Genomic DNA, 13,162 nt, shown 5'->3' on the forward strand with positions numbered 1-13,162 from the left:
CGAAGTCGAACATAAACAGCCCAAAATGCAAAAAAAATTTCTTCGCGCTCTGCGCGAAGGGGAAGGGTAAAGAAAAAAGAGAATAGTGCAAAAGTACTATAGGGCAGAGGGCTACGGAAGAGGCCACGAGGAGACACAGACAACCCGAAAACCGATGTCGTTGTCCTGGGCATCGCGCGAGTCCCAGCCGCGAAAGGCCGAGCGGCAGAACCCAGGATTGTAGTACCACGAACCGCCACGCAGCAGCCGTTCTTTATTCTCGTCAGAAGATAACCAGGCACTGCCATCTGTGGGGGCTCCTTCGTAGCTGCCGTGCCAGTGGTCTTGACACCATTCCCAGACATTGCCGTGCATATCGTAGAGGCCAAAGGCATTGGGGGGAAAGCTGCCCACGTCTAGGGTCTTTTTGCGATAGGTGCCCTTTGGCCCTTGACCATAATTGCCGGGATAGGTGGTGCCTTTGTATTCCCAGTCTTGCCCCCGATAGTTGGCTAAATCGGTGGTGATGGTTTCACCGAAGTGAAAGGGGGTTTCGGTGCTAGCGCGGCAGGCGTATTCCCACTCGGATTCGCTGGGCAGGCGGTAGTCGTGGCCGCTGTGGCGGGTGAGGCGATCGCAGAATTCCACTGCTTCATCCCAAGACACGCACTCTACCGGGCGATTGTCCCCTTTGAACTTAGCGGGGTTGGGCTTGAGTTCGGTCTTGATTTTGGGCAATCCGGCTACCGCTCGCCATTGAGCTTGGGTAATGGCATATTTCCCTAGCCAGAAGCCGGGAAGCTGGACCCGATGGCGGGGTAGTTCTCTGGCATACCAACTCTGGTATATTTCCTCCCCCACCTGACGAATTAGCTCGGCTTTTTCCTCATCGGTTTGCCCCATCCAAAACTCCCCTGGGGGAATAGCCACCATTTCCAGATTCACCCCCCGCCCCAAGGGCTCCACAAAGCAACGCACCTGATGCCATTGGCGCTGCCGCTCTTGCCCCTGGCCATCCACCGTCACCGCCTCAAAGCTCTGCCGGGGGAAGTTCAGATCGGCCCCACCTTCTATAAACTTGGCCAACAGGGCCGCCGAAAAGCTCTGGCGAGGGTAGTACCCAGGGGGAGGAGTGGGCGGCGCAGGGGCTGTGGCCCAGCCCACTGCTTGGGCCAACTGCTGGGGTTTTTGGGCCGCTGGCCCCGTTAGCCCCGCCCACAGACTGGCCTGCACCCCCCAGCCTTGATGGCCCTGGGTGGTCTGTGCCCACAGGCGATCGATGCGGTGGAGACGATGTCCCGGCACTGCCGCCAGCGCTGCCGCCCCTGGGGTGGCAGCACTGGCTTGGGGGCATAACAAAGCGGTGGTGGCTTGGTCTGCCTGGGGCCAATCTTGGGCCAGCAGTGCCCGATACAAGGGGCCATATTCCATCGGCAGCGTTTCTTTTACCAGCCGCAGTCCATGGCCAAAGGGGAGGCTGTCCAGGGTCCAACAGGACATCTGACCTTCGGCGGCGGGCACCCGTGCCAATTCTGTTGCCGTGGGCAGGCGATAGAGGGTGGACTGGCCTGCCGCCGCGAGGAGATCCCCCTCCAGTTGGGCCACTTGGTTGTGGCTGGCCCAATCGGCCAAGCCCTGGCAAAACCCCAGGGCTTGCTCAAAGGATAGGATCGCGGGCTGGGCCAGCGATGGGGGGGTGAGCCCCGGTGGCTGGGGCTGATGTCCTCGCCCGAACAAGTTGAATTCGGCCCAAGTCAGGGGGCTTTGGTCGATTTGTACCGCCTCATCGATACGCAGCAGCCGGGTGAGGCGGCGGGCCAGTTTTACCTCTGCCGCCAGCTTGGCGATCGCCGGGTCGGGGGAATCTAGCCCCATGGCCTCTAGGCGCTGGCGCACCGCCACCGCGAGGCTTTTACCCTCCTCTAGGCAGTCAAAGGCAATGGTGAGGGTGGCCAGGGTGGGGGTCTCTAGGGCAGCGGTGACTAGGGCGGTGGTGTCGCTGCGGGCGGCATAGAGACGGATGGTTTCGTGCCACCAGGTTTGGTGGACCTGGGTTACCAGTCGTTCTGCTTGGCCCAGCTCCTTGATCTGGGCAGCGGCCAAAAATTCTTGGAAACTCAGGTGGGCAAACTGATACACTCCCGATTCCCGCTCTAGCAATAGGCCACTCACAGTTTCAATATGGGTCAAAAAGTCCTGGGGACTGACCCGATCTCCGGCCACAGAGGCCAGGGCATCGGCAATGATGACCACCCCCTGCCCTTGGGTGAACTCCCGCCGTTCTTCCTCCATCAAGGCCAGAGCCAGCACTTGCAGCACCAGCTTCTTTTGCTCTGCCCGCAAAGGAAAGGGCTCTGTCAACTTTTTGGCCGACTGTCGTCGCACCAACAGCACATCAAAGATCTCATCGTAGAGATCTACCCGGTTGCCGGGGAGCGCCCCCCGGTTTTTATGCACGGTAGCGATCATGGTCAACAGCAGGGGATTCAGGGCCATGGCCGCTAGGGGCGGGTAGTTTTTGATGCGGTGAATCAAGTCCTGGGCCTGGACGGTGGCCTCGGCCTCTACCCCAGGGTCACGGCCCCGCCCCTTGACCGCCGTATCCAGATACCACCGCTGCAAAAATTGCTCCATTTGCCCCAGGCTAAAGGGCTGCACCCCCAGGGTGATGCGGGCTTCCTCTAGGGGAGCTTGGCGATAACCATAGGGCCGGGAGGTCAAGATCCACCGGGCTTCGGGATAGGCCCGCATTTGCTGATCGACCCAATTACTCACCTGGCGGCGCTGGGCTTCGTCCGGCACCTCATCCAGGCCGTCTAACATGACCAGACATTGTCCCTGGTTCAGCTTGGCCTCAAACCACTGGGGGGATACCTGTAACCCCTTGCCCTTGGGGAGGGTTTTGATCTGGGCCACGATCACCCTGGGCAAGGGCGGAGGTTCGGGGGCGGTAATCTGGTCGCGAATGGCGTGGAGGGGCAGTAAGACCGGCACCAGGGTGGGGATGCGACGACTGCGGCGGCGGTGGGTGTTGTGGGCGTAGGTCAGGGTGATGTGTTGCAGTAGGGTGCTTTTGCCAGAGCCGGGAGCACCGATGATCACCATGCGCCGATAGGTCGGTTCCGATTGGCTTTGCTCTAGAAAGTCCCACACCTCTAAGCTGCCCTTGGTTTCTTGGCGCTGAATCAGGGCGGGGGAGATTTGGTCGAGCCCCTTGGCGGCGATGCGTAGGGGGACAAATACTTTTGCCAGGTCGGGGGTGACTTGGTCCGGGGTTTTTAAGCCCTGGGTTTTGTAGGCACTGTAGCCATAGTTCAGGCTCTCGTAGTAAGCGCCGCGAAACTGAGGGGTGATTTGCCACCACAGGCGTACCAGGGCGCTTTCTAATTGGACAACCACCCACTCTGCAAGGGAGTCGGTGGTTTCCTCCAGGCGTTCTTCGATGCGATCGAGGATTTTGTTGCCCAGTTCCGAGAAAAATTTGGCAAATAGGGCGATGATCGTCACCCCGAAGGAGGCGAGTCCGGTCAAGAGGGCCAGCCCCAGTTGACCCGATCTCAGTTGGTGAATAGCGAAGGCCAGTCCCAGGCCCCCCGGCAATCCTAAAATTCGCAAAATGGTCTGGGTGCGCTGCTGCCGTCTGGCCCGCCGCTGGCGAGTAGCTTCAGCACTAGCTTCAGCACTAGATAGGGATGAAGAATCGGTGTCGGGCACGGGTGCTAATGGATACGGCTACCATCAATTCCCCTCAGTTTACGAGGGTTCCATCGAGAGTGTTCATTTTCTGCTTCGTTCCGTACCCGCAAAAACCGCCGCAGGGTGGCGTAGGTGGGTTGCGACGGCACCGGCTTAGTATTGGGTGCAAATCTTACTCAGTATACCCAGCCCCTAGAGGGCCGGTTCTGACTTGGGGAAAAGGGCGCTGGGTTGCGGCCTCTAGAGATTAGGTGACCACTGCTTTCATGGCCGCTGCCACCGTGGGGTATTGGTAGGTGAAGCCTGCTGCTTGAGTGCGTTTGGGCAACACCTGCTGGCCTTGTAGCACCACGATTGCGGCATCTCCGAGTAGGGCTTGGATTACAAAGTCCGGTACGGGTAGCCAGGAGGGACGGTGGAGGGCTTGGCCGAGGGCATCGCAGGCGGTGGCCATGGTCACGGGGGCGGGAGCAGTGCCGTTGTAGACCCCTTGCATGGTCGAGTCTGTCAGGGCTTTTGTGATCAAGCTGACGAGATCGTCAATGTGAATCCAAGAAAACCACTGGCGACCGCTGCCGATGGGACCCCCGGCAAAGAGGCGAAAGGGGGTCAACATCCGAGCTAAGGCTCCGCCTTGGCCGAGAACAATCCCAAAGCGGGGAATGACGACCCGGACCCCAGCGGCTTCAGCTTGGCGGGCTGTGGCTTCCCAGTCTTGACATAACTGGGAGAGAAAGTCTGTTTGGATTGGGGTGCTGGTTTCGTCAAAGACGGCGGTTTCGCTGGTGCCGTAGTAGCCGATGGCGGAGGCACTGACGAGGACTGTGGGTTTCGGGTCTGCCTGGGCGATCGCATCCACCAAGACCGCCGTGGCCTTAATGCGGCTGTCTTGAATAGCCTGCTTGTGGGCGGGGGTCCAGCGCTCGGCAATGGGAGCCCCGGCCAAATTCACGACGCCATCGCAGGACGCGATCGCCCTTTGCCAATCCCCCAGTTGCAGTGGGGTATAGGGGATGGTTTCTACGCGGGGAAAGGCGACTTCGGGAAAAACCCGGCGGGCGCGATCGCGATCGCGACTGAGGACCACAATGTCATGGCCGGATTGATGCAGCCCTGCGACCAAGTGACTACCGATGAATCCTGTGGCTCCCGTGATGGCAACTTTCATGGGGCTTCCTACGCTGCAAGTACCCTTCCACTGTATTTTGTTTCTCTTAGAAGCACATAGGGGTAGGCCATAGGGATTCGGGTAGGTATCAACTCAAAGCGGGACAAATCTCGTGGGGAGGAGTTAGGAGCCAGAATCTAGGAGAGTACTGACGCCTGACTCCTGAATTCCTCGGAGCCCATATTGTCTCGACTTACGTTGATGCCCATTCGAGTGGGAAGATCTTTGTGGGCATTTGGAGTAGAGCAAGGCCAAGATGGAGGCGGTTCTTGGTCCGCTGCTAGGGGCTGTGGACAATCAAAGCCAGATTCCTTGCTATGGAGCGGTTACAGCCCCTAGTGCTGGGCGGCGTAAATACCCTAGCCGTTCTATCGTGGCACACCTCGGTCCCTCTCCCTAGCCCTCTCCCAGGGGGCGAGGGGACCGGACAATGTTGGGCTGGCGCGACAGAATAGCAAGCTTATTTCGGCCTGGGTGTACTAGCTTGTTTCCGTAGGGCGGTCGTGGTCATGCCTACTCCGCCAGGGTTTCCTCGTTAATTGTCCACACGCCCTAAATCGCCTGGGATCGCCGATGAAAAACCTGATTCATGCCTGTTGCCACCTTTTGTTCTGGGGCTGGAATGCCCTATTTCTGATGGTGGTGTATCTGGGCATCATGCCCATAGTGGGCCTTCCTTTGATGGCAGCTATTTGGGCCGGAGAGATTCCCTGGCCCTTTTTGCTACCCCTAGGCACGCTTTTAACGGTCCCAGTTGCCTGCACCCTATTTGGCTTGGTTAAACTGCGGCCCCACCCAGTGCTGCTGATGCGGCTGTTCTATGGGGTGGAAGCGCCCTTGCTAACCCTGGCGCTGTTGCGGCTGTTTCTCCTGCGGGAGCTGACCCCGGCCAGCACCGTGGTCCTGACGGTGGGGGTAATCGCGATCGCAACCGTGACCCTAGAACTAGCCTTTGGCTACGCCGCCTACAAAAAGGGCTTGGCCTACTTCCAGATGGTCAGCCATACCCTGGTATTGCTCAGTGGCCTCTACATCGGGTCAATCCTGCTGATCTACACCGTGCCGCTGCTCTGCCAACTGCTCTACAACTTTTTCCAGTTCCATTGGCTGGCGGATCTAGCGTGGAATCTACGCACCGCCCTGACCCCAACCTGGTCTGGCAACCTGTGGCAGTCTGTCCAACTGTTCCTAGCGGAACTGCTGGGCATGACAATTATGTTGGGAGCTTTAGCACTGTTCAGCCTCACCGCTGCCCTGTTCATTGCCATGCCCTACGCCTTGGTAAACATGTTCACCCGGTCTTGGGGGCGAATTCTGCAAGCCTTTGGGCGGCAATATAGCTGGCGGCAGGGATGGCTGATTACCGGGGGCGTCACTCTGGCCTTGGGTATTATCGTGGGCATCGTCTTGCCCCAACCCCAGATCCAAGCTTTTGCCCTGCTGGACAGTCCCCCAACAGAGGCCAGCCTCGAAACCCTTCTGGCCCAGTCGCCCCAAATCCGCCAAGGGTTACTGAATGCCTACCTGTTTCCCTATCGCTATCTGAGTCCGGCCACAGAATCCAACCGCATTCGGGCATGGTATCAGTCCTTGTTCCAGCTACCTGCCGACCCAGCCCAGCAGATCCAGAATTTTCATAACCGGCTCCTGTCCCCCTTTCTCTATCAGGGTAACCGTGGCGATAGTGAGCGGGCGGCGGCGCTCTATGCCGAATTCTTCGATACCCCGATACAAAAGGCGGAAAAAGAGACTATTCAGTACGCCCTAACCTCCACGGTCAACCGCGATTCAGTAGAGGCCAGCCTGCTGAATATCAACCAGCGGGTCATCCACCTCGCTGCCCAAGAGGTAACGGCCCAGGAGCAGGGCGACTGGGCCACGGTGGAGATCTACGAGCGCTACGAAAACTTCACCCGTGATGATCAGGAGATCGTGTACCAGTTCTCCTTACCAGAAAGCGCCACCCTGAGCGGGATCTGGCTGGGGGAAGAGGGCATGGACCAGCGCTATCGGTTCGTGGTCTCCCCCCGAGGCGCGGCCCAAAAAGTATACAAGGCCGAAATTGAGCGCAGCCAAACCCAAGCCGCAGTGGATCCAGCCCTGCTGGAGCAGGTGGGACCGCGTCAATATCGACTGCGGGTGTTTCCCATTCCCCCCCGCCAGGATCGTAATCAACCGGGCATCACCCACCTCTGGCTCACCTACCAGGTCATGCAACAGGAGGGGGGGTGGCCCTTGCCCCAACTGCGGGAACGGCGCAATCTCTACTGGACCGGGAAAACCCAGCGTCAGCGCTGGGAAGAACCATTCCGTCCCAAGGCGGATATCTGGTACGAGGCGGCGCTACCTGCCCACACCCCAGCCCCCCCGGCGGCGCATCAGGTCACCTTGCCAGAGGGCTATCGAGTGACGGCGACGCCAAGGGTAGATTCCCCAGGGACTGAGGTTGCCTCGGTTCAAGGCCAGCGGCTAGCGGTGGTGATCGACACCTCCCGCAGCATGGGCGATCGCAGTGCGGCTCTGTCCGCTGCCTTGGAGCAAGCCCAGGCATTAGTTCCCCAGAATCAGGTGGATTTCTATGGGACGGCGGCGGCACTGCCGCCGAAACGGCTGACTTCGCTCCCCCAGGCCCAGGCACTCACCTTCTACGGAAATCTGTCCCTGGCAACAATGCTGGAGCAGTGGGATCGCCTGCGGGCGGGGCAAGCCTATGACGGGGTCTTTGTGCTGACGGATGCAGGAAATTACGAATTGGAGCCGGATGCGCCGACCCTGCCGGATCTCCCCGGAGCCCTCTACCTGGTGCATCTCGATGGGGCGTTTCCCCCTGCCTATGAGGATGGGCTGCTCCAAACTCTGAATGGGACTGGGGGTGGTGTGGCGGCGGATCTCCCGGAGGCACTGGCCCGCTATAGTGCAGAGCAGGGCGGCGATAGCACGGTAATGGAGGGCTATCGCTGGCAGATTCTGTCCACGGTGGCTCAGGGTGCTCTGGGGGAACTGGCTGGTCCTGAGGGGGTATTGTTGGCTGATTCAGGGATTGGGGCTTCAGTCCCAGCCCCTGGGCCGATGGCTATGGCAGCCCGTCAGGGAATTCGCTGGCTCAGCCGCAGTCAGGATGTGACCCAGGTGTCGGTGCTGGATGGTCTCCATGCGATCGCAAAACGGGCTGAAGTCGTGACCCCCTATTCCTCCATGCTGGTCTTGGTGGACGATCGCCAACGGGAGGCGCTGCGGCAAGCGGAGGCGGGCGGCGATCGCTTTGACCGCACCGTGGAAACCGGGGAAGATACCCTCACGACTCCCGGTAATCCGTTGAATGTGCCTACGGTGCCGGAAACCGGGATGACCCTAGGCATTAGTATCGGTGGCGTCCTCTGCCTCTGGAGCCTGCGGCGGCTCCGATCCCCAGATAGGTAATCAGGGTCTTACCGTCACGACCCAGGCTACCCTCACCCAATGGCCCTACTCAAAATAATCGCGGACGATGGCGACAATGCGCTCCGAGGCTCGCCCATCGCCAAAGGGATTCACCGCCTGGGCCATGGTGGCGTAGGCGGCGGGATTGCTGAGCAGGGTGGTGGCAGCAGTTGCGATCGCAGTCCCATCTGTCCCCACCAATTTCGCCGTACCCGCCGCGATCGCCTCCGGACGCTCCGTCGTCTCCCGCAAGACCAGGACAGGTTTGCCCAAACCAGGGGCTTCCTCCTGCAACCCACCGGAGTCTGTCAGCAACAGCGTACAGCGCTGCATCGCCCCCACTAATTGCCCGTAGTCCAGCGGTTCCGTCAGAAACACACGGGGATGGTTCCCCAGCATCGCCGTCAACGGCTCCCGCACGGTGGGATTGCGGTGGAGAGGCAGCAGCAGGGCTGTGTCGGGAAACTTGTCCAGCACGGTGAGAAACCCAGCCGCAATATCCTGCAACGGCTCACCCCAGTTCTCTCGGCGGTGGACCGTCGCCAGCAGCACCCGATATTGGCCCCAGTCCAGCCCCCGGATAGGGCAATCGGGGTGTCGTGCTGCCACCGCCAGTAGGGCATCAATGACCGTATTCCCCGTATGGTGGATCGCCCCCACCACCGCCGATCGCGCCAAATGCCCCACCGCCGTTTCCGTGGGGGCAAAGTGAAGACGTGCAATCTGGGAAATCAAGCGGCGGTTGGCCTCTTCCGGGAAGGGGTTGAGCAAATCATCGGTGCGTAAACCCGCCTCCACATGGCCCACGGGAATTTGCTGATAGAAGGCAGCCAGGGCAGCAGCAAAGGCAGTAGTCGTATCCCCCTGCACGATTACCAATTGGGGCTGGTGCCGTTGAAAACAGGTTTCCAAACCCTGGAGGCTGCGGCAGGTGATATCCGTCAGGGTTTGCTGGGGCTGCATGATATCCAGGTCTTCATCGGCCTGCAACTCAAACAGATCCATCACCTGGGCCACCATTTCTCGGTGTTGCCCCGTGAGGATGACCTGGGTCGCAAACTCTGGGGCTTGACGGAAGGCCCGAATCACCGGGGCCAGTTTAATTGCCTCCGGTCGCGTGCCCAGGGTAATACAAATACGAATCGGTGCCGTCGCCATAAACTATCCAATACAAAAACGATGCCAGCAACTATGCCAGCACAAAAACTATCTAACTAAAACAGGCTATGCCTGCATCGGTTCTATCATGGCATGGGGACTGGAGACGCTACGGTCCCTGGCACAATGAAGGCAATGGTTTTACCGATAAATATTTCCCTATGGCCCCTAGTATTGCAGTCACTCCTCCCCTCTTGGCCAGCCTTGATATCGCCGCTGCGAGTGCCGTGATTGAGGATCTGGTGGCAACAGGGAAAATCTTGGATCCGGAGGTGAAGCTGAGCTTTGCCATTGATCTGCCTCGGGATCCGACGGATCCTCGGGAGCTGTCGGAGATCCCCGAGGTGCGGCTCTGGTTCCTCCGTCTGGATCAACGCTTTCCCTGGTTACCCCTGGTGCTGGACTGGGAGACAGGGGAACTAGGTCGCTATGCTGCCATGCTAGTACCCCACCAATTCAGCACCAAGGACGGCATCCGCTACAACCCGGAGGCATTGGAGATTTTTGTCATGGGCAAAATTTTTGCGATCGCGCCTTGGCTCCAGGCCCAGGGCATCCCCCAGTTCACCCGCCTCAAATTCATGACCCAGATGCTGGGCTACGAAATTGACGATGGCCTGTTTGAATTATTGAGATCGCCCGTAACATAATTCCAGAACTTCCACAAGAGGAAATAGAAACGGCTATGGAAGTAAAAATCAAAACCCTAACTCCTCTCTGGACGGGGGGAGTGGAAACCGGAAAGTGCGATCACATCCACGAAACCGGCATCCTCGGTAGCCTGCGCTGGTGGATGGAAGTGCTGGTGCGCGGGGTTGGCGGTCACGTGAAAGATCCAACCGCTGAGAAATCTGAGCATCGCAGCGGCTTAAATCCCAATGAATTTGATGCCAAGATATATCGCCAGTTACAAGATGAATTTGAGCGTCGAAAGTATTTGCGCAATGCTGGATTATGCGATGTCTCCCAGATTTTTGGTGCGACAGGCTGGAAACACCGTTTTCGGCTGGAGATACAGGACATTCAAGTAACTGATGCTTCAGTCCAACATCCGATGAAGGCAAATCGCACTTATACAGATAAGCAGGGCAACCAAAAAACACCAACTTGGTATTTCCCAGATGCCAAGTCTCCAAATGCTCCAAAAACGGGGACGTTTGTTCTTAAGATTCAAAGTCTCCATCCAGGTTTCAACCCAAATATTATCGGTGGATTAATTCAATTCATCGCGGATTGGTCCGCATTGGGTGCCCGACCTCAAATGGGTTTTGGTGTGATTCAAGTAGAAGGAATCCGCATTGATACGCAACCTCTCTATGACTGGCTCATCACCACAGTCGGAAGTCACACTTATCCAGATCTTCCTTCGCCACAAAACATCTTCCTGGCACAGATTCAGCCCAAAGACCCAAACTCTTCGTTTAAGGAGGAAGACACATTCAATTTGAAGTATGACCTCAGGCAACTTTTCAGAACACAGCAAATTACGCCCCAGCAGCAAAATCAAAGCAATAAACCCATTACTAAAAAAGATAAAGACAGCGGTAACAACAAAGAGAAAGAAGAACAAGAACTACGGCACTTCATCATGGGTATTGAGAAAGACAATTGCCAAGCTGCCAAAATTAAAGTTTCTCGTTCCTATAACGATGACAAGTTAATGCGCATTTGGGGTTGGGTTCCTACAAAAGCAGAGGTTTATAAAAATGGCTGGAGCAGAGAAAAGATTGTAGATGCTATTTGTCAACACCTGAAAGCCCACTATACCTTGCATGGTTGGCGAGAAATGAACTTGGAGAGAGATACTGTCACCGCAAATCAAACTGATGTTCAGGCATTTCTGCGTAGCTTGTTGCAATTGCAGGAGAATGGCTGATGCAGTATGACTTTATGGCAATGGCAGCTCATAACGATTGGCTTGAAAAAGCCTTTTTTGCCAAGGATAAAAAGCAGTATTACGAGGAGTGGCGAAACTATTATGAGAAAATCGATCGCGATCTAAAACTTGAAGATTTTGATTTCACTCCAAAGCTTTCTGACCTCGATCGCCTGCCATATGTCAGCTTCATGCTGAGTGTTCCCTTCAAGCTGCGAAAACCCTACTTGAGCAAAGACGATCGCACCTTTCACGTGCTCGATAACCCTGTCCGCAAAGACAAGGTGTTTCAAACCCCAATGGTTGCATCTACCAGTTGGAAAGGGGCGTTAAGAGCAGCACTGTGGCAATTAGGGCGTAAAGAAAACGATGAGCAAATTATTCGGCTCTTTGGCAATGAGCGTGAAGAGGAAGATCATAAAAAGTTGCAATCAGGCCGCCTCTATTTTTATCCAACTTTCTTCAGAAATATTGATGAGAAAAAACGGCTGGAAGTGATTAACCCGCACGATCGCAAAACGGGTGTTGGCAAAAACCCGATTTTGATTGAGTGCGTCCCGATCGATGCTACAGGAAAATTTGTGTTGCTGTATGTTCCGTTTGGAGAAGTCAAGCACAGTGAAGTTGCTGAAGATTTGAAACTGGTTGCCGAAGGTTTACAAGCGATGCTCACGGTCTATGGCTTCGGAGCAAAGACCAGCAGCGGTTTTGGCATTGCAGAGTTAAACAGCAAAATAGAACTTGGAATTCGGGCGAATTGGGCGTGTTTAGAGGAAAGTTCGATCTCAGATCAAAAACTAGAATTTTTAGATGATAGTGGTAGCCTAAAATCGGAATTCTTGAATGATGACAGTGGTTTCAAAAAAGAAAAACAATACAAAACTTTTCTGCAAGGTCAAGGTAGAACACACAACAAAAAACTATACCAAGAGGCTAAAAAATGGTGGGAATCTAGAAATGACAGACCTAAGTTATTTGGAAGAAGGGAGTTTATATCATTTGAATCACTAATGGCAACAGCAGAGTCTTGTCACAGGCAACAAATTGAAGGAGGTGTAAACAATGCCTGAATTAGATGCAGTAACCACTCGACAGCAACTACTTAAGGCAGAGCTTAACCGCTATGTGTCAGTGCTGCGAGAAATCTATGACCCGCGATCGATTCGGGTGTTTGGTTCAATGGCAACCGGAACCGTTCATGAATGGTCTGATATTGACTTGGTGATTGTTAAAGAAACTAACCAACGGTTTTTGGAGCGCACTAAAGAAGTCTTGCAGTTGCTGCAACCGAAAGTAGGACTGGATGTGTTGGTCTACACGCCTGCTGAGTTTGAGCAGTTGTGCCAAGAGCGGGCATTTGTGCGGGACGAAATTGTGGGCAAAGGGAGAATTTTACATGAGCGAAGCTTATGAATCTTGGTTGACGTTTGCCCGTGAAGATTTGCGGATGTCGGAGTTGGCGATCGCGGATGGTTTATACAACCAGGTCTGCTTCCATGCTCAACAATGTGCTGAGAAAACAACCAAAGCATTGCTGATTATCCAGGGGCAAGTTCCACCACGTACCCATCGACTGGGAGATTTAGTGAATTTGCTCGATCCAAATCCTCTGGCTGCGATCGCACTATACGTTCAACTTCTCGATCGTTTTTATATCCCTACCCGCTACCCCGATGCCTTACCCGGTTCGCTACTGGAAGGGTTACCAGAAGCCAGCGATGCTCAGGAAGCTCTAGCACTGGCACGGCAGATATTTGAGATGGTGACTCAGGAATTGAGGCAGTTTGAAGGAGAGCAGGAGCAATGAGTGAATCATTCTTGGGATCATCAAGCGATACTTGGCGTGAGTTGAGCGATCGGGCACA

9 protein-coding genes are annotated in these 13,162 nt (G+C 56.0%); 6 read left to right on the forward strand and 3 right to left on the reverse strand.

The window, feature by feature from the left end; genetic code table 11:
- Positions 1-111: 111 nt before the first annotated feature.
- Together LEP6406_RS33790 and LEP6406_RS0208490 are read right to left on the reverse strand one after the other, a co-directional pair.
- Positions 112-3,693, reverse strand: a complete 3,582-nt coding sequence (locus LEP6406_RS33790) for an SUMF1/EgtB/PvdO family nonheme iron enzyme (RefSeq protein ID WP_008310137.1) — start codon at positions 3,691-3,693, stop codon at positions 112-114.
- A gap of 229 nt (positions 3,694-3,922) precedes the next feature.
- Positions 3,923-4,843 (reverse strand): thylakoid membrane protein ThyD, encoded by a 921-nt coding sequence (locus LEP6406_RS0208490; RefSeq protein ID WP_008310136.1) that lies wholly within the window; start codon positions 4,841-4,843, stop codon positions 3,923-3,925.
- Between the two features lie 573 nt (positions 4,844-5,416).
- Between LEP6406_RS0208490 and LEP6406_RS27155 the strand changes: the two genes are divergently transcribed.
- Positions 5,417-8,263: a TIGR02921 family PEP-CTERM protein gene (locus LEP6406_RS27155; RefSeq protein ID WP_008310134.1), complete on the forward strand. Its 2,847-nt coding sequence runs from the start codon at positions 5,417-5,419 to the stop codon at positions 8,261-8,263.
- A gap of 45 nt (positions 8,264-8,308) precedes the next feature.
- Here the strand turns inward: LEP6406_RS27155 and wecB are convergent, their stop codons facing one another.
- Positions 8,309-9,421 (reverse strand): non-hydrolyzing UDP-N-acetylglucosamine 2-epimerase, encoded by a 1,113-nt coding sequence (gene wecB, locus LEP6406_RS0208500; RefSeq protein ID WP_008310132.1) that lies wholly within the window; start codon positions 9,419-9,421, stop codon positions 8,309-8,311.
- Positions 9,422-9,582: 161 nt separating this feature from the next.
- Between wecB and LEP6406_RS0208505 the strand changes: the two genes are divergently transcribed.
- Genes LEP6406_RS0208505 through LEP6406_RS0208525 form a run of 5 tightly spaced genes read left to right on the forward strand, consistent with a single transcriptional unit; the run spans position 9,583 to position 13,104 of the window.
- Positions 9,583-10,071 carry a CRR6 family NdhI maturation factor gene (locus LEP6406_RS0208505; protein WP_027268969.1) on the forward strand — a complete coding sequence of 163 codons (489 nt, stop codon included), beginning with the start codon at positions 9,583-9,585 and terminating at the stop codon, positions 10,069-10,071.
- 35 nt (positions 10,072-10,106) lie between these two features.
- Entirely contained in the window at positions 10,107-11,297 is a 1,191-nt protein-coding gene (gene cmr1 / locus LEP6406_RS0208510) for a type III-B CRISPR module RAMP protein Cmr1 (protein WP_008310129.1), read from the forward strand.
- Positions 11,297-12,367: an RAMP superfamily CRISPR-associated protein gene (locus LEP6406_RS27160; protein WP_008310126.1), complete on the forward strand. Its 1,071-nt coding sequence runs from the start codon at positions 11,297-11,299 to the stop codon at positions 12,365-12,367. Before cmr1 ends, LEP6406_RS27160 begins: the two co-directional genes overlap by 1 nt.
- The gene (locus LEP6406_RS0208520) at positions 12,360-12,710 is read left to right on the forward strand and encodes a nucleotidyltransferase domain-containing protein (protein ID WP_008310122.1); all 351 of its coding nucleotides are present in this window, start codon (positions 12,360-12,362) and stop codon (positions 12,708-12,710) included. The genes LEP6406_RS27160 and LEP6406_RS0208520 overlap by 8 nt, the downstream gene beginning before the upstream one ends.
- On the forward strand, positions 12,694-13,104 hold the full coding sequence (locus LEP6406_RS0208525) for a HEPN domain-containing protein (RefSeq protein WP_008310120.1): 411 nt from the start codon (positions 12,694-12,696) through the stop codon (positions 13,102-13,104). The genes LEP6406_RS0208520 and LEP6406_RS0208525 overlap by 17 nt, the downstream gene beginning before the upstream one ends.
- Positions 13,105-13,162: the final 58 nt, after the last annotated feature.

The organism is Leptolyngbya sp. PCC 6406 (assembly GCF_000332095.2).
Taxonomy (GTDB): Bacteria; Cyanobacteriota; Cyanobacteriia; order Phormidesmidales; family Phormidesmidaceae; genus PCC-6406.